Source organism: Veillonella parvula (assembly GCF_032575955.1).
Taxonomy (GTDB): domain Bacteria; phylum Bacillota; class Negativicutes; order Veillonellales; family Veillonellaceae; genus Veillonella; species Veillonella parvula_J.
Genome location: NZ_JAWFXN010000008.1, coordinates 59897 through 86806 on the forward strand (window position 1 = coordinate 59897; position 26910 = coordinate 86806).

A 26910-nucleotide genomic window follows, 5' to 3' on the forward strand; every position below is an offset into this window, starting at 1 on the left:
TTAAACGTAGGTAATATACTAGTAATTTGGTATAATGATAAATAACAATGTATATTTCATAAAGTTAAACATAGAGGTACATATGGCTAAGGATAATTCACAAATAGCAATGGAAGACATGCAACAAACGATATATAAAGAGTTAGGCTATAAATCCTATCCATTTCCTTTTACAACGCCGGCCTATTTAGAAGCATATGGTGCTCTTATAGGGCTAAATACTCCACCTGCGAAGACAGCTCGTGTTCTTGAACTAGGTGCTACTTATGGCGGTAATATTATTTCTCAAGCTGTATTTAACCCAGAGGCGACCTTTGTAGGCATTGAACTTTCACAAGACCAAGTAGAGAAGGGCAATCAAATTATTTGTGATGCAAAATTAGAGAATGTATCCTTGGTGCAAGGAGATATTTTGAATTTTGACGAATCTATGGGGACTTTCGATTATATTATTGCACATGGATTCTACTCTTGGATCAATGATGAAATGAAGGATAAGCTGCTCAATATTATTTCTAATCATTTGGTGGATAATGGTATTGCCTATGTGTCTTACAATACGTATCCAGGTTGGCATACCATGGAAGAAGTACGTCAGCTCATGCTGTTTGCTAATCGTGGCCAAGATAAGTTGACCCATAAGGAAAAGGTGTTGCGCGGTAAGACCGTAGGCAGTCTTGTGGGTGCTCAGATTCTTAACTATGATAATCTTAAAGAACGAAATAGTAAATTCCTTGGTGCATTGCGCTCTGTAATGCAAAAGGATGACTATTATGTAGGTCATGACCATCTAGAGCCGCATAATGATCCGTGCTATTTCTATCAATTTAATGATCATTTGAAAGCGCATAATCTTGCTTATGTATGCGATGCGGACCTTACACTATCTATGGTTCGTACCTATGATGAAAGTATAGCAGCTAAACTTGAGCAACTGGCTCCTAATAGCCAAGCGGATCAAGAACAATATTTAGATTTTATACTAGATACGACATTCCGCAAGTCAATTATTTGTAAAGCTAGCTTTGCAAATAATATTAACTTTGCTGTTGCGAATCCGGCTGAAGTGAATACAATTCCTGTACGTACTATTGTAAATAGCTTTGTTTTCCAAATTCTCTTTGATGAGGAAGCACTTGAAATGTTTGAAAATGAGCTCGTAAGAGATACGTTCCAAGCGCTTATCAAAGATGGTGGTACGTTCAATATGATCGAGGCCCTCGCTATTTTGAAAGCGGCTCATGAGGCGGATCATGCATCTGATGATGAATTAGAACCTGCTGTATGTAGCTTGTATAAAGCTGTAGTAGAGCATATGGTACGCGGTGGTATTCGCTTCTATAAAACATTCCCTGTAAAAGAAGAGTATATGGAGGGCTTATCTTATATACCTGCCCGTTTTACAAACTTTGTAAAAGCTATTGTAAATGGTGGTAGTGAATATATGTATGGAGCAGATATGTTTAATGATGCTATTGGTGATATTTCTGAAGAGGATTTATTATTTATGGAGTTGTTGAACAAACCAAAAGCGAAATCCACGGTAATTAAAAAGATTAAAGATGCTCTCTTTAGTGCAGATCAGTCTCAACCTACAAAGCATCAAAATGCCATGGCTGAAGCTTTTTATAATGAATTAACAATGCGTATGGAACAATTGGGCTTTATTAGAAGTAAGAAAACAGGTAGTATTTCCTAATTGATAGAGCTCGTTATTTGATTGTATTGCTATGAAGTTGTATTATATTCATTTTGATTTCATAGTTAAAATAAAAACCCGTTACACTTATAATATTTATACGTATTAAGTGTTAACGGGTTTTATTTAATATAATTAAATTTACTTTTATTTTATATTTATTACTTTTAGTTATTTTATATTGCTGAAAAAGTATAGTAAATCGATAATTTTAATGAGGAAAAAATGAACCGTTCATGAAAGTATGGTATAATGTGTATGGGTATTTTGTAAATATCATCCGATGTGTTGTGGATGATTCTATAAATTGTATTAATTGTATTATTTATAAAAGGAGTCTTTTATGGCATCTAAGAAGGCAGTTCTAGTATACATACTAGAAATCCTGAAAGACGAAACAGATGCTAATCATACGTTATCTCAAGAGGAGATTCGCAGTATATTAGCCGAACGGTACGAGGTATCCGTCGATCGGAAAACCTTAGGCCGTCATTTAAATGATTTATATGAATCTGGAGATTTTAGTATTCAATGTGAAGAGTCTGCTGTGGGAGCAGATGGCACAATTCGACGTACTGATTTCTATATGATTCATACCTTTGAAGATTCTGAATTGCGATTATTGATTGATGGTATATTGGCATCTCGCCATATTACTGCATCTCAACGTAAAGATTTAATCGGGCGTGTTGCAAAATTGGGTAGCTCCTATTTTAAGCCTCATGGTATTGATATTGAAAGTAATACGGGGTACCTTCATAGAAGCCAAGATTTATTTCTTAATATTGATCTCATAGAAGAAGCAATACAAAAGGGTAGAAAAATTTCATTGGCCTATTGCCAACCAGATGTGGATAAGCGATTACATATTAATCTTGGGCCAGATCATAAGGAACGGAAGTATGTATTTAATCCATTCCAACTAGTAATGAATCGAGGATATTATTACTTGGTGGGAAATCACGAAAATTATGATGACATGTCTACATTACGCGTTGATCGAATTGCACATATTACGGTGCTAAATGAACGTAGAAAACCTTTGCGGGAGATAAAGGGATACCAACAACAACGCACCTTTAACGTGTCACAATACGTAAAGGAACATATTTATATGTTCGGTGGTGAGTCTATTACTGTTACTTTTAAAGCTAGACGTTCCATCGTAAATCAAATTTTAGATTGGTTCGATGGCAATGTAGAGTTTACAAATATAACAGCTGATAATGTTGTATGTCGTGTACGTGTTAATCATGACGCCTTTAAATATTGGGCGCTCCAATATATGCAAAGTGTAAAGGTGCTCACTCCAGCTTCTTTAGTGACAGAAGTAAAAGCCGCAATTGAGGAAGGTTTACACCAATACTCATAAATAAAAGCTAGTTGATCGGTGAATCAACTAGCTTTTTTATGTTTTCTTATAGAATATGCATTTTTTCTGCTTCTCTATAGTCTTTTAGAACCGGACGTGGAGGCAATTTACCCATGAGGCTCACAATATAGATTGCGATAGAAGAGAAGATGAAACCCGGTACAATTTCGTATAGGCCAAGGAACCCAAATTGCTTCCAAATGAGTACTGTTAAACCACCTACAACAATACCAGCGATGCATCCGTGACGAGTCATACGCTTCCAGAATAGGGAGAATAAGATTGCCGGGCCGAAGGCCGCGCCGAAGCCTGCCCATGCATAGGCTACCATTGTTAAGATATAGCTGTCTGGATCCATAGCCATATAGATGGCAACCAATGCCACTAAAAGCACTACGATACGGCTTACTAATACAAGCTCTTTATCGCTTGCTTTTGGATGGATGATATTAGCATAAAAGTCGTTAGAAATAGCAGAAGCTGTTACTAACAACTGCGCTGAAGCGGTACTCATGATGGCTGCCAATACGGCGGACCAGATAAGCCCAGCTACAAATGGAGTAAAGAGGCGTTCTGTCATGATGAGGAATATTGTTTCCGCATCAGTGCCTACTAACTTATCTGGCAGCATGTAAACATGACCGATGAGACCTACAGCAATAGCTGCCATAAGGGATAAGATAACCCATACCATGGCGATGTTCGTAGATTTCTTAAGTTCTTTCGCATCAGAGATAGCCATGAATCTAACTAGGATGTGAGGTTGACCAAAGTAGCCAAGACCCCAACCAAGAGAAGAAATTAGGCCGATAGCCCAAGTAAACCAATCAGATGGATTACCAAACAAGCTAAGTCCTTGTGGAAACTCATGTTGGATGAGTTGGAATGTTTCAATAGGGCCACCCATGTACATGGCTGCTGTAATTGGTACTGCCAAGATGGCAAAGAACATTAATGCGCCTTGAATACAGTCTGTCCAAGATACGGCAAGGAATCCGCCAAGGAAGGTATAAAATACGACGATGCCAGCGGTGATAAAAAGGGATACGGTGTAATCAAGACCAAAGATGGTATTGAACAATTTGCCCCCTGCCACGAATCCTGATGATGTATAAATCAAGAAGAAAATTAAGATAAATAAGGCGGAAATGACAGCTACTGAATGCGATTGATCGTGGAAACGATTCTTCAAATAATCCGGTAATGTCAAGCTATCACTGGCTACCTCAGTATGGTTACGTAAGCGTCTAGAAACGAATTTCCAGTTCGCCCATGTACCTAATGTGAGGCCTACGGCAATCCATACACCAGAAATCCCCGTAGTATACGCTAGACCAGGCACACCCATGAGCATCCAACCACTCATATCTGATGCCTCTGCACTAAGTGCTGTGATCCATGGTCCTAGTTGTCGGCCACCGAGGATGTAATCACCAATGCTGTTTGATTTGCGATAGTAGTAGACCCCGATATACATCATGAGTCCTAGGTATAAGGCAAAGGCGATAATAATCATTAAGTTGTCTTGTGTCATGCCTATATAAGACCTCCTTAGGTTCTAGTTATATTCTATAGTATAGTAAATAATTTTTATTGTACCACATATTAGTACTTTAGAGGGTAAAAAATTGGTGATATCAACAAGATTCCTATACCAATTTAGCCCATATACTTTAGAGATACGCATTAGATTGTTACTTATGAAATCATATACTAATGAGTCCCATACCGAACGAAATATGATAAAATAAAAGAATGAAAAAACGATATTTCGTATTGGGTGTACGAAATATTTGTTAGTAGTAATCGAGATTAATATTTACATTTCTGGAACGTGAAAGGAGGACCCTATGGAACAACAAGTAGGCACTGAGGATGAAGTACCTAAACCGCATCAAGTTGTGACGAAACAACAAGCGTTGCGCATGTTGGAGACCTACTTTGGGTATACCTCCTTTAGACCAGCCCAAGAGGCTCCTATTGCATCCTTGTTGCGGAATGAAGATGTAATTGGAATCATGCCGACAGGGGCTGGAAAGTCTATCTGTTTCCAGATTCCTGCGCTCTGTAAGGCGGGCTTGACTATCGTGTTTTCTCCTCTCATTTCTCTTATGAAAGACCAAGTGGATGGTCTTTTAGTACAGAATATACCAGCGGCACTTATCAATAGTACGCTTACCCAAGCAGAGTTTAATAAAACCATGTACGAAGTACGCAGTGGCAAAATTAAACTCTTATATATTGCGCCAGAGCGGTTGAGCTCTAATTTTTTCTGTAATGTACTGCGAGCGTTACCGATTGCTCAAGTTATCGTGGATGAGGCTCACTGTATCTCTGAGTGGGGCCATGATTTTAGACCGTCTTATCGACTTATCGGAGAGTGGCTCAATTCATTGCCAAAGAGACCTATCGTGGGGGCTTTCACGGCGACGGCGACGAAATATGTAGAAAATGATATAAAAAAATTATTAGGTCTAGATAAGGCTAATGTATACGTGACGGGTTTTGATCGGCCTAATTTATCCTTCTCTGTCATCCGCACACCGAAGCGGATGGATTACGTTGTCCATTATGTGCGAGAGCACGCCAATGAAAATGGTATTATCTATTGTGCAACGCGCAAGGATGTAGATCGGGTTTATGAAAATTTAACCCGTGCGGGCATCAAAGCTGGCCATTACCACGGAGGACTCAACGACGAGGTGCGCCGTGAAATGCAGAATGCCTATGCAGACGATAAATTACAGGTTATGGTGGCGACGAATGCCTTTGGTATGGGTATTGATAAAAGCAATGTACGCTATGTGCTACATTATCAAATGCCGCGTAATATGGAGTCCTATTATCAAGAGGCAGGACGAGCTGGCCGTGATGGGGCACCTGCTGAATGTATCTTGCTTTATAGTGGGCAGGATGTGCAGGTTCATAAGTATTTAATTGAACAGTCCATTGAAACGCCTGAGCGACAAGATGTGGAGTTACGCAAATTGCAGTCCATGATTGATTACTGTTTCTGTAGTAATTGCTTGCGTAAATATATGCTTAATTACTTTGGTGAAAGCACCGTTTGGACTACTTGTGATAATTGTAGCTCTTGTAAGGGTTCTGCTGATAAGGTCAATGTTACGAAGGAAGCAAAAGCTATTTTCCGTGCCATCATGGGCACCGATGAGCGATATGGAGCGTCCATGATTACCGCTATCGTTCGTGGTGAGCGAACGGATCGGATTATGCGTGCTGGCCATGATGCATTGCCTGTCTTTGGCTTACTGAGCAATGTAGATGAAAAATCTATTAAAGGACTTATTCAACAGTTTGTAGCATCTGGCTACTTGCGCAGTTCGACGGGAAAATATCCTGTGTTATCTTTAACGGCTGGTGCGGAGGAAGTGTTAGCAGGTCGTAAAGAGGTAGAGGAAATCAGACAACATGTGTCTGTGCCTTCTCGCACTAGCAAGTCTGTTACCTCTGTGGCACGAGGCAAATCTAGTCCTACATCGGGTGGTTTGTTTGAACATTTACGGCAACATCGTAAGCGCTTGGCAGAAGAAGCGGGCCTTAGACCGTATCTTATCTTCCCTGATACAGTACTCATAGATTTGGCAAATTTACGACCTACAACATTAGGTGAGTTTGGCAATGTTAAAGGCGTAGGGGAAGCAAAATTGAAAAAATATGGACTTACCTTTTTGCAGGCCATTGCAGAATATAAGGGATGATAAATTTTACTGTATATATGGTAGTACCATATATTTTTTAGTATGATAGTACTATATCTTTTAGTAAGATTAGCAAGATATACGTTAGTATTATTTGGCTTATTATAAATAGATTTAGGGGGATATATGAGCTTAGCAGATACACAATACCTCGGTATTATTGAAAATATTTTAGATCATGGTATTTATGGTCAAAACCGTACAGGAATCGCAACGTACAAATTGCCTCAACAAATCATGCAATTTAACTTGCAAGAGGAATTCCCGATTTTGACTACAAAATTTGTAGCTTTCAAAACGGCTGTAAAAGAATTACTTTGGATTTGGCAAATGCAGTCCAATGACGTACGCAAATTGCAAGAAATGAATGTGCACGTGTGGGATGAATGGATGCGTGAGGATGGTACTATTGGTAAAGCATACGGCTACCAAATTGCGAAGTATAAGCAATTAGACAAGCTCATCAAAACTATTAAAGAAGATCCTGATAGCCGCCGAATGATAGTAACCCTTTGGAATATTGAAGATTTAGATGACATGGCGTTGCAACCATGTGCGTATGAAACCTTATGGGATGTAGGGGATGGTTACTTGAACTGCATGCTCATCCAACGCAGTGGCGACATGGGGCTTGGCGTTCCGTTTAACACGGCTCAATATGCGGCATTACAATGTATGATTGCTCAAGTAACAGGTTTAAAACCAGGTAAATTTACACATGTTATCAACAATGCCCACATCTATGAAAATCACGTAGATGCATTGCGTGAGCAATTAGCACGTCGCAATCAAGCGTTGCCTGCTCCAAAAATTATCGTGAATCCTGAGGTAAAAGACTTCTATGACTTTACACCAGAGGACGTTACATTAGATGGATATGAACATTTAGGTAAATTGTCCATGACTGTTGCTGTATAGCATTGTATTCATGACAATTGTTAAATAGCATAATATGTATGGCTGTTGCTATATTATTTTGTGTTCATAGCCGTTGCTAAATATCATAACTTATGACTGTTGCCATATAGTATTAACCGAAAGAGGGAAGTATGTTAGCATTAATCGTAGCCGTAGCACATAATCGTGTAATCGGTAAAGATAATACTTTGATTTGGCATTTGCCAAATGATTTGAAATTCTTTAAGGAAAAAACAGCAGGACATGTTATCATCATGGGCCGTAAGACCTTTGAAAGCTTACCGTTCTTGTTGCCAAATCGTGAGCATTGGGTAATTACTCGTGATAAAGGCTTTGATGCACCGGAAGGTGTTAAGATTTTCCATAACCTTGAGGCGGCTGCTGAAGCAGCACATGCGCTTGATGCGGCCTACGTTATTGGTGGCGCTCAAGTATACGAGGCTTTTCTACCTTACGTAGATACTATGTATATCACTGAAGTGGACCACGAATTTGATGGGGATGCATTTTTCCCTGAATTCTCAGAGGATGCTTTCACCATCGAATCCGTTGTAGACGGCATTGTGGATGAAAAGAATCAATATCCTCATCGTTTTGTAACCTATCGCAGAAAGGCAGCTAAATGAGTGAAAGAATGTTTGCCCTTATTGGGAGTGAATTAAATGTTAAGCCAAAGCAGGTGCAAGCTGCAGTAGAATTGCTGGACGAAGGCAATACGGTGCCGTTTATTGCGCGGTATCGTAAAGAGGTAACGGGCGAATTGCAAGATGAGCAATTGCGCACCATTGAAGAACGCATTAAATACTTGCGCAACTTAGAAACACGTCGCCAAGAAATCATTGCTTCTATTACAGAGCAAGAAAAGATGACAGACGAGTTGATGAAATCCTTAGAGGCTGCAACAAAGCTTCAAGAATTAGAGGATTTGTATTTACCGTACCGTCCAAAGAAACGTACGCGTGCTATGATTGCCCGTGAACGTGGTTTAGAGCCTTTGGCTGATATGATTATCAACGATACAGTTACCTCTGGAGATCCGTTAGAAATTGCAAAAGAATATATAACAGAAGAGGTTCCTACGCTAGAGGATGCCATACAAGGCGCTTCTGATATCGTAGCGGAAATCGTCAGCGATAGTGCAGACTTCCGGGCGTACTTGCGTAAGAAGATGTGGAATGAAGGCTTTATTCAAGCTGAATTGAGCGGTGAAGAGGAAGAACAACAACAATTCTTGCAATACGCTGAATATGCTGAGCCAGTTCGTCAAATGCCATCACATCGTATCTTGGCGGTAAATCGCGGTGAAAAATTAGGTGCTTTAAAACTAGTTCTAACTGTACCAGGTGACACCTATGTCGCTTATATGGTTCAAAAGTTAGAGAAAAATCCGAAGTCTATCTTTGCAGACTATAAAGCTGCCGCCGTAGCCGATGCATACAAACGCCTTATTTTCCCAGCTTTAGAGCGTGAAATCCGCAATGAATTGACGGAAAATGCCGATGAGCAAGCTATCAAGGTATTTGGTGTAAATCTCAAAAATCTATTGTTACAACCACCATTGGCCGGACATGTTATCATGGGCCTTGACCCTGGTTACCGTACTGGCTGTAAAATGGCGATTATCGATCAACAAGGCAATGTGCTCGATTATGGTGCGTACTATTTAACAAATAGTGAAAAGCTTCGCAAGGAAGCTCAAAAGGTATTGGCTGATAAGATTCGTAAGTTTAAGGTTACTCTTTTATCTATCGGCAATGGTACTGCATCCTATGAAACAGAGCAATTTGCGTCTACTATGATTGAAGAGGAAACATTAGATTGCCACTATATCATTACTAATGAAGCGGGCGCATCTGTGTACTCAGCATCTAAATTGGCTATCGATGAGTTACCAGATTTAGACGTTACCATTCGCGGTGCTGTATCGATTGCACGCCGTGTACAAGATCCATTGGCTGAATCTGTTAAAATCGATCCTAAATCTATCGGCGTAGGTCAATACCAACATGATGTAAATCAAAAACAATTGACACATACCTTAGACCAAGTAGTTGAAACTGTAGTAAACCACGTTGGGGTAGAGCTAAATACTGCATCTCCAGCTATCTTGCAACATGTTGCAGGCATTTCTAGTGCTGTGGCTAAAAATATTGTTGAATACCGTCAAGAGAATGGTGTGTTTAAAAGCCGTAAGGAATTGCTAAAAGTACCTCGTTTAGGCCCTGCAGCCTTTACACAATGTGCTGGTTTCTTGCGCTTACAACACGGTAAAAATCCACTGGATAATACATCCGTTCATCCAGAGTCTTATGAATTGGCAGAGCGCATCATTGGTGAATTAGGCTTTACCTTAAAAGACTTACAAGATAAATCTCAATTAGAAGCATTGCAAGTAAAATTACCTCTTGTGGATGCCGATAAAATGGCTGCCAAGCTTGATGCGGGCGTGCCGACTGTTCGGGATATCTTGGCGGCTCTTGCTAAACCAGGTCGCGACCCTCGGGAAGATTTACCGGCTCCATTGACCAGAAAACACGTAGTGAGCCTTGAAGATATCAAGGTTGGTACCGTTGTAAAAGGTACTGTTCATAACGTAGTTGATTTCGGAGCTTTTGTAGACTTTGGGCTTAAAACGAATGGTCTATTACATCGCAGCGAGCTTTGCAATAGCCGTCAACATCCATCTGATGTGCTTGCTGTAGGTGATATTATCGAAGCTCAAATCATTTCTGTTGACGTAAAGCGCAATCGCATCGGTCTGTCTGTAAAAGCATTACAACTAGAAAAACCAAAGAATAACGATAATAACCATAATAGAAATAATAATGGTCAACGTCGAAATAATGATAACCGAAATAACAACCGTAATAATGGCGGACGTCAAAATGATAATCGCCATAATGGTTCTTTTAATAATGGGGATCGTCGAAACTGATAATTTCTTAGAAGACTAGTTAATCTACATTAATAGATTTTAAATGATAGTCATTCTTGACTAAAAGTCATTATACCAAAAACCGCACCCTCTATGGTTTTAGAGGGTGCGGTTTTTCTATATAGCTAAAAACTATGTATATTAATGCAGAACAGATATATCGAAAATGATATATCTGATTGAAAAAATTAGATATAGGGAGTATGATGAAACCATAGAGGGGAAATTCCTAAATCATATTCCTAAAGAGGAGGTAATGCAATGAGCTTAAACCTTAAAGAAAGATATGGACTTTTAATTAATAATGAATGGGTAAAGGCATCTGACGGTGCTGAATTTAAAGTATATAACCCTGCTAATGGCGAACAACTCGCTATCTGTGCAGAGGCTACATATGGCGATGTTGATAAAGCTGTAGAGGCTGCAACAGAAGCTTTCAAAACGTGGAAAAACGTTTCTCAAGTAGAACGTGCTGATTATTTATTGAAAATTGCGGATGCTATCGATACTCACAAAGAACATTTGGCACAAGTTGAAACATACGACAATGGTAAGCCAATCCGTGAAACATTGAACGTGGATATTCCACTTGGGGCGGACCATTTCCGTTACTTTGCAGGCGTGCTTCGTTCCGAAGAAGGCTCTGCACAAGTATTTGACGAAAATACATTGAGTCTCATCGTTCGTGAACCGATTGGCGTTGTAGGTCAAGTTGTGCCTTGGAACTTCCCATTCCTAATGGCCGCTTGGAAATTGGCTCCAGCTCTTGCAGCAGGCTGTACAGTTGTTATCAAACCTTCTAGCCACACATCTCTTAGCTTATTAGAACTTGGCGATATTTTGAAAGAAATCTTGCCACCAGGTGTTGTAAACATCGTAACTGGTAAAGGTTCTAAATCCGGTCAATATATCCTTGATCATCCTGGTTTTAGCAAACTTGCTTTCACAGGCTCTACAGAGGTAGGTCTAGATGTATATAAAGCAGCATCTGAACGCTTGATTCCTGCCACATTGGAATTAGGTGGTAAATCTGCGAATATCTTCTTTGAAGATGCGAACTGGAAACAAGCTCTTGACGGGGCAATGCTCGGTATTCTTTTTAACCAAGGTCAAGTATGCTGCGCTGGTTCCCGTATCTTCGTACAAGATACAATTTACGATAAATTCGTAGCTGAACTTGCTGCACTATTCGATAAGGTGAAAGTTGGTTTGCCTTGGGATTCATCTACTCAACTTGGCTCCTTGATTTACGAAGACCAAGTTAATAAAGTATTGAGTTATGTAGACCTTGCAAAAGAAGAAGGAGCTCGCATTGTAGCCGGTGGTGTACGTGTTACTGATGGCGAACTTGGTAAAGGTTGCTTTGTAAGACCTACACTTATTGTAGATGCTACAAATGATATGCGCGTAGCTCGCGAAGAAATCTTCGGTCCTGTAGCCGTTGTAATTAAATTCCACAGCGAAGAAGAAGTGATTGAACAAGCTAATGACAGCCTATACGGTCTTGGCGGTGGCGTATTCACGCAAAACATCAACCGTGCTATCCGCGTAGCTCGCGGTATCGAAACCGGTCGTATGTGGGTAAATACATATAACTCCATCCCTGCAGGCGCTCCATTCGGTGGCTACAAACAATCCGGTATCGGTCGTGAAACTCACAAGGTTATCCTTGAGCACTACACTCAAATGAAAAATATCATCGTAAACTTGAGCGATAAACCATCTGGGTTCTACGATTTAGACTAATAAAATAGCAATCTCTCCAATAAACTATAACAAAGAGGCACCTCGAAAGAGGTGTCTCTTTTACTAATATTGAGATAGACGGAATATTTTTCTATACTCTTTTGGTGCATCAGAACCATCAGAAGGTTTTATAATAACTCTAATATATATATCTTCTTTGAAGTCTGGATATGTTGCTGCATATTCTTTGCAGAATTGATCCATTCGATTGTAAAAATTTGTTACATCTTGGTTTTGTATGGCCGAATAGGGAATAGGCATTTCAATATACAAAGAAGATGTATCGTATGTAGCATAGGATAACTCCTCTGCTGTTATATAGTTTTTCATTAATGGGAATGCAGTTATTAATGGGATGTTAGTTATCAGTATTCGCTCCACTTGTGGTACAACAGGTGCAGAGGTGTTCAAGGCTTCAGATATTTCAATGGGCATTTGTGGATATTTGTCAAAGGTGACTTGCCATGTATTGTTCCTATGAGACTCTAAGTGATATGTTAGATTAGGATAATCCTCATTTATATATTGTTGTACCTCATCTTCACTATAATGTGAGAGAAGATGACAACCCGTTGTTAGTATGGGGGATAGTATAATCAGTGGAAATAATATAAATCGTTTTAGGGTAAAAGGTTTCATTGTATATTCCTTTTATACTACTTTAGGAAGTTTAGTAAATCGTAATTGCTTAACAGGTATTGTTTAATTTATTGGTGGAATTTTGGAGTACATTTTGGAGTACATTATTTTAATTATATTATATCTAAATTAAATGTTTACTCATATAGCTGATTTAATACCACACACCTCTCAATATATCATAATAAAGAAGTAGCCCGAAAGAGGTGTCTTTTTTGTACTTAAGAATAGTCTATTATATGTAAAAGTATAGTGTATGTTATAATTGTAGCCATATAAAATCGTGTTATTTATAGAGGGCTATTATGAATTTGAAGAGAGTAATTAAATGGATTGGATATATTATTGGCATAATAGTAGTGCTTTATATACTCATATTGGGAGTATTGATATATTTCTTGGCAAGTGGTGACTTTAAAAATAGTTTGATTTATTTAAGTGATCTTCAAGAGAGTGGATTATATTATGGCAATGAAAACCGTAAGATTGCTGATAATGTAGTTGCTGTTCATGAGGTGGATAATAAACTCTATTACATAACGTTAGACGGTATTGGTATTTTTGATGAAAATGTAAGTTTACTAGATGCTTGGAATAAAAATCTTAATAAATATAATACTTTCATTCCTCGGATAGATTCTAAAGAAACACAATTTAATGTAAGTCTTGATCAGTTATACCCTAATATTTCTAGTCTTGATGAAAGTGATAGAGATATATGGCATGAGATCTTTTATGATAGTGAGAAACGATATACAGGTCCAAACGCTGGATATACTATAAAGTTACCTTTCTATGTATCGTATAGAAAGGAAGACTTGATTAAGCATAATGATATAGTAGATCTTTCTACAGGGACTATTATTGGTGAGTATGGTAGTGAGCATATTTTAAGAAATAATGCTTATTATAATTTTGAATTCGGGAAATTGACTAAAATTGATTTCTATCAGAAGGCTATATATAGCTATTATTCTGATAATCTTGATATAGGTCGGTTTAGCAAGAATAATGCAAGTGATGAGAGATATGAATCTTATGCACGAAATGAGCTAAATAAAGTAAGAACGAAAGACATAGAGGTATTAACTAATTTACTAAATCAACGATTCATCGTGTTTAATTCTTTTAACGAGTTTTCTGATTTTGATAAAATTACCTTTGAAGCATTAACCATTGATGCAATTAAAAATCGGAAGGCATTGCAGTTAGGGCCGTTAGAAAACCAGACACTTCGTCAGTATTTGAGTCGGTAACCATATAGTGGAAGGTGGAAGATGAATAAACTTGAAATATTAGGATATATTTGGATTTTTATATCTATGTCGTTATCTATGGGATTATATAAACTTGAGATTCGTAATCATCCAATTGATAAAAAACATGAATATATAAAAGAACATAGGATTTTTGGTAGCTTAACAAAGTATTTATCTATAATTTCTATTATAAGTTTAATAATATTAAATCTTAAATTTATAATCGACAAAGATTATAAATTTATAGTCAGTTATGGTAGTATTTGGTTGTTTTTCTTCTTTTTCACAATGCTTACAGGGGTTTGCCAAAAGCGAGATAGTGCATACTTTAATCGGGGACTTATTGCAATGTTTTCTTTATTATTTGCTATGGCTGTGTATGCTTATGCATTTAGGAAAGTACTATTTTAATAGACCATATATCAACTCAGATATTATTAAAATAATGTTGTTTTGTGTGGGCACTTATGGAATGATTTTTAGAAATAAAAAAATGATTAAAGGACAGTATAATTCATGATTCAATTAGATTATCTATTAATTATAGGAATATTACTTAGTGTTTTGCTTTTTCTTTTGGTTGGCGTATTTTACTATAGTAAATCTAAACTTTTAAAGGGGCTCAATATTTGGTTTTTAATAATACTTAGCGTTTTATTAAGTTATTTATTATATCCCTTATATGAACTGACAGATTATAGAGAAGAATTTACGACATTAGTTATTATTGCTACGATAATCATTAAAATAATTATCAATTTATCTATATTTATGATAGCTGATAGAATAAGAACGAAATGGATTTCTAAATTACTATTAATTCTATGGGTTATTCTTGTTGAATGCTTGTATACGCCTATTCATTTGTCATATCTTGTTTTGTTATGTGTATCAGGTGGAATTGTGTTGATTGAACATTTAAAGGGGAAAAGAAATCCTATTTAGCTTAGATTCAGAATTACTTTTATAGCGCTCACCCTCGAAATATGATATACTATTTAAATGCGCATAGTTCGTGCGCGATAGGAGGAAACACATTTAGATGTTAGAAAAATTTGAACAATTAATGATTAGCGAACCTGTTCTAAGAGCGTTAAACGATATGGGCTTTGAAGAGCCTACGCCAATTCAACAGGAAGCTATCCCAGTTGCCATGAGCGGTAAGGACATGATCGGTCAAGCTCAAACAGGTACTGGTAAGACAGCAGCATTTGGCTTGCCTGTATTGGAACGCGTAGACGGGAATGAGCGTCACGTTCAAGTAGTTATTTTATCCCCTACACGAGAATTAGCTATTCAAGTAGCTGAAGAGCTTAACAAAATGGCTCAGTACACGAATATCACAGCACTGCCAATCTACGGTGGGCAAGATATTAATCGTCAGTTCCGTGCCTTGAAAAAGAATCCTCAAATCATCGTTGCCACTCCTGGCCGATTGATGGATCATATGGACCGTGGTTCTATTAAATTTGACCATGTGAAAGTTGTGGTATTGGATGAAGCCGACGAAATGTTAAATATGGGCTTTGTTGATGATATCAATAAAATCTTGGGTGCTATCCCAGAAGACCATCAAACATTGTTGTTCTCTGCAACTATGCCTAAAGCTATCCAACAATTAGCTGAAACATATTTGACAGAGCCAACATTGATTCGCATGAAACCGACTCAAGTTACGATGGACTTGATCGAACAATACTATATCGAAGTGCAAGACCGTCAAAAATTCGATGTTCTTTGTCGTTTGTTTGATATCCAAACACCTGAACTTGCTATTATCTTCACGCGTACGAAACGTCGTGTTGATGAAGTGACAGAAGGTCTTAAGAAACGTGGTTACATGGCGGAAGGCATCCATGGCGATTTGTCTCAACAAAAACGGGACAGCGTAATTCGCCAATTCCGCGAAGGTACCATTGATATTCTCGTGGCTACAGATGTGGCAGCTCGTGGTCTTGATATTTCTGGCGTATCTCATGTATATAATTATGATATGCCTCAAGATCCTGAAAGCTACACACACCGCGTAGGTCGTACAGGTCGTGCCGGTAAAGCAGGTCAAGCTTTCACGTTCGTTATCCCTCGTGAAATGGAGCATTTACATGCTATCGAGCGTTTAACAAAACGTAAAATTGCACGTCGTCGTGCACCTTCCTTAGGTGAAGTTCTTGAAGGTCAACAACGTTTGGCAATTGAAAGCCTCGTTGAAATGACAGATAATTTAGAAGCATTGGCGCCTTTCAAATCTAGTGCTGAGGAATTGTTGAATGATACAGATTCCGTAACACTTTTGGCGGCAGCTCTTAAATTGTTAACAAAAGAACCAGATACTACTCCTGTAAATATTACAGAAGAAAAACCATTGCGCGTACGCCGTCGTCGTGAAAGTGGTCGAAGTGATCGTCGCCGTCGTGATGGTGATCGTCGTCGAGATGACCGCCCACGTCGCAGTCGCGATGATCGTAGAAGTGATCGTCGCAATGACCGTAAAGGTGACCGCCGCAGAGATGATCGTAAATTTGATCGTCCGCGTGGCGAGAAAAAAACTCGCCATCAAAGTGAAGGTTTTAAACCTTACTTTAAAGACTAATAGGATGTGGGTTGCTTCTGGCAATCCACATTTTTTATTACTTAATAGTTAATACTATTTATCTTGATAAGTATTGAGAATTTTGGTATAATAAATAATAATTATTTCTTGTAAACGGTCGATAATGGCCTATGCCTTATAGATTTCCAAGTGGAGAAAGGTAGATTATTATGGATATCGCACAAATTTTGCGTAGCCAGGGGTTTAAAGTAACTCCACAACGTATTGCGATTTATGATGCTTTGCGTGGTCATCATGATCATCCAACAGCAGAGATGTTGTATCATATGTTGCGCCCAGAACATCCAAGCATGAGCTTGGCTACAGTGTACAAGACCATGGAGATTTTTGAAAAAATCGGTCTTGTTAAAATTCTAGAAGTTGGTGATGAGCGCGCTCATTACGATTGGGATACACAAGCTCATTCCCATATCCGTTGCATTCGTTGCAATAAGGTAGAGGATATGATGGGCATTGATTTGAAAGCTATCAAAACGATTGCTGATCAAGGTAGTGAATATCAAATTACAGGTCAACATATTACCTTCGAAGGTGTTTGTCCTGAGTGTGCAAAAAAAGAAAGTCATTAATAGATAACCCCTGTTGTTGAAGGGCTCCTTCACGGCAGGGGTTATATTAGTTATCATATATCTTTATCTATTAGTGTTATAGAGTAGCTATAGTAACAAAAATAGCTATAAGCATAATAAAATGGATATTAAAGTTAAGCGTTTTATAATTATAAAATTGTAGAAATCGTATAAAGGAGTATCATGTTTGTAATAGGCAGTCACTTATCAATTAGCAAAGGTTATTTACATATGGGCAAGGAAGCGACTAAAATTGGGGGCAATACGTTCCAATACTTTACGCGCAACCCTCGTGGAGGGGGCATGCGAGCTCTCGATGTTGAGGATATGAATAGCCTTGGTGCATATATGAAAGAGCACAACTTTGGCACCTTGTTAGCACATGCACCGTATACCTATAACCCATGTGCAGCCAAAGAGGATTTACGCGCTTTTGCGAAGCAATCTATGATGGAAGATTTAGAGCGTATGGAATATTTGCCAGGTCAAATGTATAACTTTCACCCTGGTAGCCATGTGAAGCAAGGCGTAGATCAAGGTATTGAGTACATTGTAGAGTGCTTGAATGAAATCTTATTCCCAGGTATGAAGACAACAGTCCTCTTGGAAGTAATGGCTGGTAAGGGTACAGAAATCGGCTCTCGTTTTGAAGAAATTGCACGCATCATCGATGGCGTAAAGCTAAAAGAGTACATGGGTGTGTGTGTTGATACTTGCCATATTCACGAAGGGGGTTATGATATCGTAAATAATCTCGATGGCGTTATTGACGAGTTCGATCGAATTGTAGGTCTTGATCGTTTGAAAGCCATTCATTTGAATGACTCTAAAAATCCTATGGGTGCCCATAAAGATCGTCATGAAAAAATTGGGGAAGGACATATTGGTATCGATGCTATTGCTCGCGTTGTAACACATCCTAAATTGACGAACTTGCCATTCTATTTGGAAACACCAAATGAATTGGACGGCTATGCAAAGGAAATTGCTATGTTACGTTCTATCGTAGAAAATAAATAATTAAATCATAGATGCTAATTTAGTTATATAATAAATATATAGAATACTTGATGCTATACTAGTTTTTGTAAATACATAAAGTTATTAAAACTATTAAGGCTATTAAAGCTATATAAAGTTATTGAACTTCTATAAACTTATGGGACTAACAGCTTATTTTGGCATTTGAATTCATACATTGTGTAAGGTATAGGGAGAACTGGAAAGGGGGACAAAATGCGTTTTTTACATACTGCCGATTGGCATTTAGGGCGTATTTTTTATGGCCAGTACTTAACAGAGGACCAAGCTCATGTGTTGGAACATCAGCTTTTTAATATTTTGAAAGATGAAAACATCGATGGCATATTGCTTGCAGGGGATATTTTTGATAGAGCGGTGCCACCCATTGAAGCTATCGAATTGTGGGACTCCATCATCACTCGTCTCGCTATGGACTACAAGGTACCTCTCTTTGTGGTGAGCGGTAATCACGATGGGGCGGAACGTCTTGAAGTGGGGCGCTCTATGTTGGGCCAATCGGGTATCTACATTTGGGGCTCTCCTCATCACGCGTTGAAGCCTTTTGAATTTGAAGGGACAGATGGCAAGGTGGCAATTTGTCCTATGCCTTTTAGTGAACCCCGGCGCATAGGAGAGGCTTTATTTGCTGATGTAGAGTCTACTAATGCAGAATCTACCGATACTGAAATTGCTGACATAGTAACACCGTGTTATGAACAAAATTGCGAAAGCACTTTGAATCTGCACAATTATGACCAAATGTATCAGGCCTGGAGTAATTACCTGTATAAACAAGTGCCTAAGGGGATGCGCAGTATCGCCATTAGCCATGCTTTTGTTATGGGAGGTGAAGTAGGTGGCTCAGAGCGCACCTTGTCTGTAGGTGGTAGCGAACAGGTAAATCCTCAAGTCTATAAAGACTTTCACTATACTGCGTTGGGACATTTGCATGGGCCTCAACGAATGGGAGCTGATCATATTCGCTATAGTGGATCTCCATTAAAATATTCCTTTGATGAACATATGCAGAAGAAGTCTTTCACCATCATTGATATGGATACAAAGGGGAACGTAGATATTAGCACGATTCCTGTAGAGGCGAAGCGAGACGTAGTCATTTTGGAAGGATATTTTGAAGACCTGTTAAATGATAAAGTATTACAGGCTAAACATAGGGATGAGTATGTGCAAGCCCGTTTACTTGATACGATGCCGATTATGGATGGAATGGCTAAACTGCGCCAGGTATATCATCGTTGTATGACCATTGATCTAGTTGGTCGCGTGGCAGGGCCTATAGCAGATATGGGTGAGGCAATTTTCAAAGAATTAAATGAACGGGATCTATTTAATCAGTTTGCAGAAACTGTGTGGAAGGAACCTTTAACAGAGAAAGAACAGCAATATATCAACTCTGTATGGGACCGAATTCTTAAGGAGGACTAAATGAAGCCTATATCATTAACTATAGAAGCCTTTGGTCCGTATCGTGATTCGGTCACTTTAGATTTTAATGAACTTCAAGACCATTCCATGTTTCTCATTGCTGGTCCTACAGGGGCAGGGAAAACATCAATCTTAGATGCCATAGTGTATGCCTTGTATGGTGAGCCGAGTGGAGAAGTACGCAAAACAGATGCTATTCGCAGTGACTTTGCAGAACCTCATCGTATGACTCGTGTCGATTTCTCCTTTGCTATTGGCAATGCACAATATCGTGTTGAACGATTACCGAAACAGATGGTAGCAAAAAAACGTGGTACAGGGATGCGTGAGCAGAATGCTAGCGCTACTGTATATGAGAAGAAAGATGGTGAGTGGAAGGTCATTGCTACCTCTGCTGTCGCCATTCGCGATACTATTCAGCAAATTATAGGATTTCGTAAGGATCAGTTCTTACAAGTTGTGCTATTACCTCAAGGGGAATTCCGAAAGTTGCTAGTGGCCTCTACGAGTGAACGTGAGGAATTACTACATACACTTTTTAGAACGGAGCTATATCGAAAATTACAAGAAGCACTGAAGGCTGCTTATGATGAAGCAAAGGCAGGTATTGAAGAAAATCTAACTAAGCAAACTGCATTTATGCAGTCTATCCCTCATGATGGAGCGACTCCAATGGTAACCATTGAGCATGTGCGTGAGTTACTAGTAAATCGGGGCCCACATCGAGATGCTCTCGCGGTAGAACGAGATGAGGCAGTAACCGTGGTAGAACAGTTTAATGTGCTCCGAAATCAATGGTCTTTATATAATCAGGCTCAACAATCTCTTGCTGAGGCTACTTCGAAACTTGACATGGTGAAAGTAAGGGAAACTGAGCGTGTAAATCTAAGCGAAAAGGTTCAGTTCCTTAACTCTTTGGCACCAACTCATGAATTATATAAACAATATATTGAGAAACAAGCTATATTAAAAACTTTAGAACAGGCCCTTTCAGATGCGAAAGAACATGTAGAACTAGCAACTCAACATGAGGCTAAATGTTTAGACTTATACAGTGACTTAGAAGGTCGAGCTGAAAGTATACAAGATAAAAGAACTACTTTGGCTCAATTTCAACAACAAGCAGAGAAGTTTAATGAGTTAGATGTATTGAAAAAGGAATTGTCCTCATTACAGAGTAATTTAGAAGAATTAGATAGTAAAAAAAGCGAAGATGCCTTAACTAAACAACGGAAGCTTGTAAAGACTTTAGAAAACGACTTAGAAGCTTTGCGTAAACAGTTACGAGATAATAATAAATTTTTAGAGGGTGCTAATGTTATTCAAGGGCAACTAAATGAGTTACATAGATATTCTGAATTGCTAGAAGAAATTAATAAGGTACAAAAAGAAATCGACGATAAAGGTCAAACGTTAGCGTCTTTAGATGAAACCTTGCAGGTTGCAAAGGTACATCTTGAACGATTAGAGCATCTAATGCAAGAAGGGCGTGCCTTTGAGCTAGTTCATTTAGTTGTAGATAATGAGCCTTGTCCGGTTTGTGGCTCTACAGATCATCCACGGTTAGCAGCTAAGCCGGAGATGTATCCGACTAAGGATGAAATTGAAGAGGCTCGCAAAACCCGTGACGTGGCACTGCAAAAGCAAGCTAGTGAAGTGGGACAACAGAAAACATTAGATGCTCGTCTTAAGGAGTTAGCTAAGTTAGAAGTAGAACAATGTTCCAAACTTAAGTCATCTATGGATGGTTTTTCTAAGAAAAACTTTACATCTGTTCAACAAGATTTGTTGACTAAAATGGAGCGACTTACAGCTTTACATGGTGAGTCTGAATTGTTGAGTAACACTATAGCTGACAATGAACATAAGTTAAAAGTAGCTAGAGATAAGTTAGCAACTTTAGAACTTGCCCATAATGAATTACTTAAAAATCTACACGACCTAGAAATTCGTATTAGCTCAGTACAAGCTAATATTGATGCTCTATCTAAAACTTTACCAATCACGGATATAGATGCATGGCAAAAACAGTTAGAGTCATTGGATAGTGATATTACACTCTACAATGAGCAGGTGAAAGTTAGCAAAACTAATTTAGATACTGCTCGAGAACAGTTGAATGCCAAACGTGGACGCTTAGAAACTTTGTCCTTTCAAGTAAAAGAAGAAACAAAAAATCTTAATTTGCGGTATAAGAACTATACAAAGTCATTACAAGCCATTTCTTTAGGAGAGGATGATTTTGTAGAGTCTTTACGTGATATTAAAGAGATAGAGACCTATAGAATACAGCTGCATGCTTTGGATGAAGCCTTTAATAAAGCACAAGCTGTATATGATGCGGCGTTAAAGGTAGCAGAAACTGTGGTTAAACCAAGTGATACTGTTTCTGATGAAATCTATGCTACAGCAGTAGAGCATCGAGATATATTAGTAGGTAATCTTGCGGCATGGGATAAAGAAACAAAGCATATCGAAACTACGCTCACCTCATTAGAAGCACTCGAAGCTGCTATGGGCGAGGCTCGTGAAAAGGTGAAGTTCTTAAGCCGATTAAATGATCTCGCTAATGGTGGGGAGCAAGGCTTTAAAAATGTTACCTTTGAACGCTATGTACTGGGGGCGATTTTAGATGAGGTTGTATATGCTGCTAATTTACGACTTCAGAAGATGAGTCGCAACAGATATTCCTTGGAAAGATCCGATTATACAGGTGGTGGTCGTGGCAAGCAAGGCCTCGATTTGGCGGTTATGGATGCTTTTACAGGCCAATCTAGACCAGCAAATACCTTATCTGGTGGTGAAACATTCTTGGCTTCTATGGCGCTTGCCTTGGGATTAGCGGATGTTATCCAAAGCTATGCTGGTGGCATCCATATGGATACGATGTTTATTGATGAAGGTTTTGGTACACTCGATCCAGATACATTGGAACTCGCCATGGAAACATTGTTACAGTTGCAATCGTCAGGACGTCTCATCAGCATCATTTCTCATGTACCTGAGTTAAAGTCTCGTATACCTGCTCATTTAGAAGTGACTCGAGGTGACGACGGTAGTACCGCAAAATTTGTTATTAACTAGATATCATAAACTAGATATAGATTTGCCAAATGTGTTACTATAAAAAGAGGAGAATTCCTACAAAAACATCCTGTATTTACGAAGGGGGTTCTATGAAGTTTTCGTTTGCTCATAATAATATAAATGTTAAAGACCTTGATAAAAGTCTAGCATTCTATAAAGAGGCATTATTGCTCGAGGAGTCTCGTCGTTTGGAAGATCCAAGCGGTGCTTTTACCCTCGTGTATTTAAAAAGTCCTTATACAGCACATGAATTAGAACTTACATGGTTGCGTGACTGGGATCGTCCTTATAATTTGGGGGATAATGAATTCCACTTGGCATTCTATGTAGATGACTATGAAGCGGCTCTTAAAAAGCATAAAGAAATGGGCGTTGTTGCTTATGAGAATGCTGATATGGGTATTTATTTCATAGCAGATCCAGATGGATATTGGACAGAAATCATTCCGGCGGGGAAATATTAATGGAATATATGTTAACCCGTTTAGAGTGGTTGGTTGGTCCCAATAAAATCCAAACATTAAGAGACACGTCTATCGCGCTCTTTGGTGTAGGTGGCGTAGGTGGTGGTGCCCTTGAGGCATTGGTGCGAGCTGGTGTAGGTCGCATCGTCATTATCGATGGAGATTCCATAGCGCCTAGCAATTTGAACCGTCAAATGATTACGACTCATAATACGATTGGGGAACGTAAGGTAGAGGTAGCAAAGGCGCGAGCTCTTTCTATCAATCCTGATGTGGTGATAGAAACTCATGATATTATGTATACTGAGGAAAACTATCCTGGATTTATTCAAAGCTTGAACGTTGATTATGTTATTGACGCCATCGATATGGTAACGGCAAAACTTAATATCATTGAGGTTTGTCAACGTGAAAGCATCCCTGTTATTTCTTGTATGGGCGGAGGTAATCGCTTTTACCCAGAAAAACTTATGATTGCAGATATCAATAAGTCTCATACATGTCCTTTGGCACGCGTTATGCGTCGGGAACTCAAAAAACGGGGTATAAAAAAACAATTAGTTTTATTTTCTACTGAAAAACCGACAAAACCACAGTTCCGTGGTGATGCCACAAGTCCTGGGACATGTAGTTTTGTGCCACCCGTGGCAGGTTTTATATTAGCAGCACATGTGTTGCGTACAATTTTGGAGGTACCTGAACAATGAAAAAAGCGAAAATCCATATGGCTGACGGCGGCGATATCGTAATTGAATTATTTGAAAAAGAAGCGCCTGGCACAGTACAAAACTTTATCGACTTGATTAACAAAGGCTTCTACAATGGCCTTCGTTTTCACCGTGTAATTCCTGGTTTCGTAGCACAAGGTGGTTGTCCTAATGGCAACGGTACAGGTGGTCCTGGCTATACAATTAAAGATGAATTAGTTGGCAATCCGCATAAACATGAGCGCGGTGCTTTATCTATGGCTCACCGTGGCCCTAATACTGGTGGTAGTCAGTTCTTTATTGTATATGAGCCACAACCTCATTTAGATGGTGTACATACTGTATTTGGTAAAGTCATTGAAGGTATGGATGTAGTTGATGGTATCCAACAAGGTGCTATCATGGAAACTGTAGAAGTAATCGAAGGTTAATCTCATGAATGAAGTATCTATTAAACATCCAGAATGGCTATATATCGATGTAAATGGTAAAACATCATATGGGTATGACCAAGAGTGGTTCACTGATGAGTGGCAACGCTTGTCTGGTTGTGGGCCTACATCGGCATCACAAGTATTGGGCTATTCGCTATTTAGGGATGGCTTATTAGATCTAGAAACCACATCCGACCAAACGCTTGCTTTAGAACGGATGAACTTAGTTTGGAAATATGTAAAGCCACGTTTTGGTGGTGGTGTTTATAAAACTCAATGGATGGAACGTGGTCTTACTCGCTTACTCGAGGATAAAAGCCTATCTTATGATGTACATATGTTGAATGTATCTCCGTTCTGTGCATCACGCGTAGAGGTGGAGACTGCAGCTCAGTTTATACATGATGCATTGGCACAGGATGTGCCTGTAGCATTTTTAAATCGTCATAAAGGAAAAGAGAAGGCTCTCTATACCTGGCATTGGGTTCCGATTCACAAGATGTTTATGGACGGCGATGATATCCGCTGTGGCATCTTTGATGAAGGTGAAATTCGTGATTTCTCTTTGGCGAATTGGATGAAAGACACTATTTTAGGTGGTGGATTCTGTTACATTAGTCGCAAAGAGTAAGTAACAGGGTAATTAAAGTAATATATATACGCATCGCAGTGATTTGCGATGCGTATTGTAGTATAAATAGTAGGAGGTACTACATGAGTCAATGGATTACTGAGGAACAAACACCTCACTTACGTCTAAGCGCTGAAGCGGAAGAAGTGCTTTACTCTGGGGAATCTGAGTTTCAAAAAATTGAAGTTTTTAAATCAAAAGAGTATGGTATGATGCTCGCTTTAGATGGCGTTTTTCAAACATCTGAGCGTGAAGAGTTTATCTATCATGAAATGATGAGCCATATCCCTTTGTTCTTACATCCTAATCCTGAGCGCGTTTTGATTATCGGTGGTGGTGATGGTGGCGTAGCTAGAGAATGTGTACGTCATGATTGTGTAAAAGAAGTAACAATGGTTGAAATCGATGGTAAGGTTGTAGAGTTGGCAAAACAATATCTACCAACTATTGCTAAAGCTATGATTGAAAACCACCCTAAATTAACTGTAAAAATTGGTGATGGTATTGGTTTCATGGCGGATGCAGAAGATTATTATGATGTTATTATTGTAGACTGTTCTGATCCAATCGGTCCTGGTGAAGGCTTATTTACAGAAGAATTCTATAAGAATACATTAAAAGCTTTGAAAGCTGATGGCTTGTTTGTACAACAAACAGAATCTCCGATGTTACATAAACCATTAGTGGAAAAAGTTTTTGGTTACGTTAATAGCCATTTCCCAATTGCTCGCTTATATACAGCTTTTATTCCAATCTATCCTGCAGGAATGCATTGTTTTACATTGGGTTCCAAAACATTTGATCCTCTAACATGGACTCCAAACCGTGAACAAAACTTTGAAACTAAGTATTATAATGCGGATATTCAAAAAGCTGCATTTGCATTGCCAAATTTTGTAAAAAATTATTTGCCAACTAAGTAAATAATATGTATAATGGGGAAGCACCATTTGTGAAACGAAAGTTTCCGATAGTGCTTCCTTATTTATATGGGGATTAAAGGGCTTATATTAGAGATAACACAATTAAAAGTTTCGTTTGTAAAAATTAATGAAATTGAGAAAAAGGTGTTGACACAAATCTCTAGAAAAGATATAATTCTCTTTGTTACGAAGACAATGTCTTCGATACCTACAAGGTGGTGGGTATGGTGAAGCGGTTAACACGGCGGATTGTGGCTCCGTTACGCGTGGGTTCGATCCCCACTACTCACCCCATAACCTACACATCGTAATCACTGTAGGGGTGTCGCCAAGTGGTAAGGCAACGGACTTTGACTCCGTTATGCGCTGGTTCGATCCCAGCCACCCCTGCCAACATGACTCACTAGCTCAGTTGGCAGAGCACCTGACTTTTAATCAGGGTGTCCCGCGTTCGAGTCGCGGGTGAGTCACCAAATTAAAACTCACAAACTTCGGTTTGTGAGTTTTCTATCTCTATTTTTAGAGATTTTGGTTATGATTGTGAGTATAAATTTAATCAAAAATCGGTTGAAAAAATCTTTGGAAAAGAGGTTGACGATTTAAGGTTAGATTGATATACTATACAAGTCGTTAGGGCGCAGAACTAACGTAACAGATCTTTGAAAACTGAACAATGATAGGTAATCAATCATATGATTGAACATATGCCAGAGTGCGGGTTTTGACAT

22 protein-coding genes and 3 tRNA genes are annotated in these 26910 nt (G+C 38.8%); 23 read left to right on the top strand and 2 right to left on the bottom strand.

Annotated features, from left to right (window positions below; all coding sequences use genetic code 11):
• Positions 1-82: 82 nt before the first annotated feature.
• Together E7L28_RS07615 and E7L28_RS07620 are read left to right on the top strand one after the other, a co-directional pair.
• The gene (locus E7L28_RS07615; protein ID WP_314932351.1) at positions 83-1699 is read left to right on the top strand and encodes a class I SAM-dependent methyltransferase; all 1617 of its coding nucleotides are present in this window, start codon (positions 83-85) and stop codon (positions 1697-1699) included.
• Positions 1700-2042: 343 nt separating this feature from the next.
• Complete coding sequence (locus E7L28_RS07620) at positions 2043-3071, top strand: helix-turn-helix transcriptional regulator (RefSeq protein WP_316604091.1); 1029 nt, start codon at positions 2043-2045, stop codon at positions 3069-3071.
• A 46-nt stretch (positions 3072-3117) separates the two neighbouring features.
• Here E7L28_RS07620 and putP read toward each other — a convergent pair whose 3' ends face one another.
• Positions 3118-4605, bottom strand: a complete 1488-nt coding sequence (gene putP / locus E7L28_RS07625) for a sodium/proline symporter PutP (RefSeq protein ID WP_316604092.1) — start codon at positions 4603-4605, stop codon at positions 3118-3120.
• Between the two features lie 316 nt (positions 4606-4921).
• On the opposite strand from putP, the gene recQ reads away from it, so the two are divergent.
• The 5 genes from recQ (at position 4922) to E7L28_RS07650 (ending at position 12389) form a co-directional block, all read left to right on the top strand.
• On the top strand, positions 4922-6790 hold the full coding sequence (gene recQ / locus E7L28_RS07630; RefSeq protein ID WP_316711575.1) for a DNA helicase RecQ: 1869 nt from the start codon (positions 4922-4924) through the stop codon (positions 6788-6790).
• 126 nt (positions 6791-6916) lie between these two features.
• On the top strand, positions 6917-7708 hold the full coding sequence (locus tag E7L28_RS07635; protein WP_316604094.1) for a thymidylate synthase: 792 nt from the start codon (positions 6917-6919) through the stop codon (positions 7706-7708).
• A gap of 131 nt (positions 7709-7839) precedes the next feature.
• Complete coding sequence (locus E7L28_RS07640) at positions 7840-8334, top strand: dihydrofolate reductase (protein ID WP_316604095.1); 495 nt, start codon at positions 7840-7842, stop codon at positions 8332-8334.
• Complete coding sequence (locus E7L28_RS07645) at positions 8331-10643, top strand: Tex family protein (RefSeq protein WP_316604096.1); 2313 nt, start codon at positions 8331-8333, stop codon at positions 10641-10643. The genes E7L28_RS07640 and E7L28_RS07645 overlap by 4 nt, the downstream gene beginning before the upstream one ends.
• A 261-nt stretch (positions 10644-10904) precedes the next feature.
• Positions 10905-12389, top strand: a complete 1485-nt coding sequence (locus tag E7L28_RS07650) for an aldehyde dehydrogenase family protein (RefSeq protein WP_004696787.1) — start codon at positions 10905-10907, stop codon at positions 12387-12389.
• Positions 12390-12452: 63 nt separating this feature from the next.
• On the opposite strand, the gene E7L28_RS07655 is transcribed toward E7L28_RS07650, so the two are convergent.
• Positions 12453-13028: a hypothetical protein gene (locus tag E7L28_RS07655; RefSeq protein ID WP_316115538.1), complete on the bottom strand. Its 576-nt coding sequence runs from the start codon at positions 13026-13028 to the stop codon at positions 12453-12455.
• Between the two features lie 305 nt (positions 13029-13333).
• On the opposite strand from E7L28_RS07655, the gene E7L28_RS07660 reads away from it, so the two are divergent.
• The 16 genes from E7L28_RS07660 (at position 13334) to E7L28_RS07735 (ending at position 26655) form a co-directional block, all read left to right on the top strand.
• Positions 13334-14284 (top strand): hypothetical protein, encoded by a 951-nt coding sequence (locus E7L28_RS07660; protein ID WP_316604097.1) that lies wholly within the window; start codon positions 13334-13336, stop codon positions 14282-14284.
• A 21-nt stretch (positions 14285-14305) separates the two neighbouring features.
• Positions 14306-14698, top strand: a complete 393-nt coding sequence (locus E7L28_RS07665) for a hypothetical protein (protein ID WP_060919702.1) — start codon at positions 14306-14308, stop codon at positions 14696-14698.
• Between the two features lie 105 nt (positions 14699-14803).
• Positions 14804-15232, top strand: a complete 429-nt coding sequence (locus E7L28_RS07670) for a phosphatase (protein ID WP_155086590.1) — start codon at positions 14804-14806, stop codon at positions 15230-15232.
• Between the two features lie 97 nt (positions 15233-15329).
• Positions 15330-16877, top strand: a complete 1548-nt coding sequence (locus tag E7L28_RS07675; protein WP_008715062.1) for a DEAD/DEAH box helicase — start codon at positions 15330-15332, stop codon at positions 16875-16877.
• Between the two features lie 170 nt (positions 16878-17047).
• Complete coding sequence (locus E7L28_RS07680; protein WP_287518660.1) at positions 17048-17467, top strand: Fur family transcriptional regulator; 420 nt, start codon at positions 17048-17050, stop codon at positions 17465-17467.
• 183 nt (positions 17468-17650) lie between these two features.
• Positions 17651-18487 carry a deoxyribonuclease IV gene (locus tag E7L28_RS07685; RefSeq protein WP_287518662.1) on the top strand — a complete coding sequence of 279 codons (837 nt, stop codon included), beginning with the start codon at positions 17651-17653 and terminating at the stop codon, positions 18485-18487.
• A gap of 216 nt (positions 18488-18703) precedes the next feature.
• Entirely contained in the window at positions 18704-19936 is a 1233-nt protein-coding gene (locus E7L28_RS07690; protein ID WP_287518665.1) for an exonuclease SbcCD subunit D, read from the top strand.
• Entirely contained in the window at positions 19937-23020 is a 3084-nt protein-coding gene (locus E7L28_RS09850; RefSeq protein WP_316115579.1) for an SMC family ATPase, read from the top strand.
• A gap of 92 nt (positions 23021-23112) precedes the next feature.
• The gene (locus tag E7L28_RS07700) at positions 23113-23487 is read left to right on the top strand and encodes a VOC family protein (protein WP_004695332.1); all 375 of its coding nucleotides are present in this window, start codon (positions 23113-23115) and stop codon (positions 23485-23487) included.
• Entirely contained in the window at positions 23487-24194 is a 708-nt protein-coding gene (locus E7L28_RS07705; RefSeq protein WP_004695334.1) for a tRNA threonylcarbamoyladenosine dehydratase, read from the top strand. Before E7L28_RS07700 ends, E7L28_RS07705 begins: the two co-directional genes overlap by 1 nt.
• Positions 24191-24625 carry a peptidylprolyl isomerase gene (locus E7L28_RS07710; RefSeq protein WP_004695336.1) on the top strand — a complete coding sequence of 145 codons (435 nt, stop codon included), beginning with the start codon at positions 24191-24193 and terminating at the stop codon, positions 24623-24625. The genes E7L28_RS07705 and E7L28_RS07710 overlap by 4 nt, the downstream gene beginning before the upstream one ends.
• 4 nt (positions 24626-24629) lie before the next feature.
• A complete protein-coding gene (locus tag E7L28_RS07715; RefSeq protein WP_287508178.1) occupies positions 24630-25259 on the top strand; it encodes a hypothetical protein in 630 nt (209 codons plus the stop codon).
• A gap of 83 nt (positions 25260-25342) precedes the next feature.
• Complete coding sequence (gene speE, locus E7L28_RS07720) at positions 25343-26182, top strand: polyamine aminopropyltransferase (protein ID WP_316604098.1); 840 nt, start codon at positions 25343-25345, stop codon at positions 26180-26182.
• Positions 26183-26400: 218 nt separating this feature from the next.
• Positions 26401-26476: transfer RNA gene (locus tag E7L28_RS07725), tRNA-His, on the top strand.
• 24 nt (positions 26477-26500) lie between these two features.
• Positions 26501-26575: transfer RNA gene (locus E7L28_RS07730), tRNA-Gln, on the top strand.
• A gap of 4 nt (positions 26576-26579) precedes the next feature.
• A tRNA-Lys gene (locus E7L28_RS07735) sits at positions 26580-26655 on the top strand.
• Positions 26656-26910: the final 255 nt, after the last annotated feature.

Coding starts and splice junctions, on each gene's coding strand:
- E7L28_RS07615 (WP_314932351.1), top strand. CDS start 83: ATGGCTAAGGATAATTCACAAATAGCAATGGAAGACATGCAACAAACG.
- E7L28_RS07620 (WP_316604091.1), top strand. CDS start 2,043: ATGGCATCTAAGAAGGCAGTTCTAGTATACATACTAGAAATCCTGAAA.
- putP (WP_316604092.1), bottom strand. CDS start 4,605: ATGACACAAGACAACTTAATGATTATTATCGCCTTTGCCTTATACCTA.
- recQ (WP_316711575.1), top strand. CDS start 4,922: ATGGAACAACAAGTAGGCACTGAGGATGAAGTACCTAAACCGCATCAA.
- E7L28_RS07635 (WP_316604094.1), top strand. CDS start 6,917: ATGAGCTTAGCAGATACACAATACCTCGGTATTATTGAAAATATTTTA.
- E7L28_RS07640 (WP_316604095.1), top strand. CDS start 7,840: ATGTTAGCATTAATCGTAGCCGTAGCACATAATCGTGTAATCGGTAAA.
- E7L28_RS07645 (WP_316604096.1), top strand. CDS start 8,331: ATGAGTGAAAGAATGTTTGCCCTTATTGGGAGTGAATTAAATGTTAAG.
- E7L28_RS07650 (WP_004696787.1), top strand. CDS start 10,905: ATGAGCTTAAACCTTAAAGAAAGATATGGACTTTTAATTAATAATGAA.
- E7L28_RS07655 (WP_316115538.1), bottom strand. CDS start 13,028: ATGAAACCTTTTACCCTAAAACGATTTATATTATTTCCACTGATTATA.
- E7L28_RS07660 (WP_316604097.1), top strand. CDS start 13,334: ATGAATTTGAAGAGAGTAATTAAATGGATTGGATATATTATTGGCATA.
- E7L28_RS07665 (WP_060919702.1), top strand. CDS start 14,306: ATGAATAAACTTGAAATATTAGGATATATTTGGATTTTTATATCTATG.
- E7L28_RS07670 (WP_155086590.1), top strand. CDS start 14,804: ATGATTCAATTAGATTATCTATTAATTATAGGAATATTACTTAGTGTT.
- E7L28_RS07675 (WP_008715062.1), top strand. CDS start 15,330: ATGTTAGAAAAATTTGAACAATTAATGATTAGCGAACCTGTTCTAAGA.
- E7L28_RS07680 (WP_287518660.1), top strand. CDS start 17,048: ATGGATATCGCACAAATTTTGCGTAGCCAGGGGTTTAAAGTAACTCCA.
- E7L28_RS07685 (WP_287518662.1), top strand. CDS start 17,651: ATGTTTGTAATAGGCAGTCACTTATCAATTAGCAAAGGTTATTTACAT.
- E7L28_RS07690 (WP_287518665.1), top strand. CDS start 18,704: ATGCGTTTTTTACATACTGCCGATTGGCATTTAGGGCGTATTTTTTAT.
- E7L28_RS09850 (WP_316115579.1), top strand. CDS start 19,937: ATGAAGCCTATATCATTAACTATAGAAGCCTTTGGTCCGTATCGTGAT.
- E7L28_RS07700 (WP_004695332.1), top strand. CDS start 23,113: ATGAAGTTTTCGTTTGCTCATAATAATATAAATGTTAAAGACCTTGAT.
- E7L28_RS07705 (WP_004695334.1), top strand. CDS start 23,487: ATGGAATATATGTTAACCCGTTTAGAGTGGTTGGTTGGTCCCAATAAA.
- E7L28_RS07710 (WP_004695336.1), top strand. CDS start 24,191: ATGAAAAAAGCGAAAATCCATATGGCTGACGGCGGCGATATCGTAATT.
- E7L28_RS07715 (WP_287508178.1), top strand. CDS start 24,630: ATGAATGAAGTATCTATTAAACATCCAGAATGGCTATATATCGATGTA.
- speE (WP_316604098.1), top strand. CDS start 25,343: ATGAGTCAATGGATTACTGAGGAACAAACACCTCACTTACGTCTAAGC.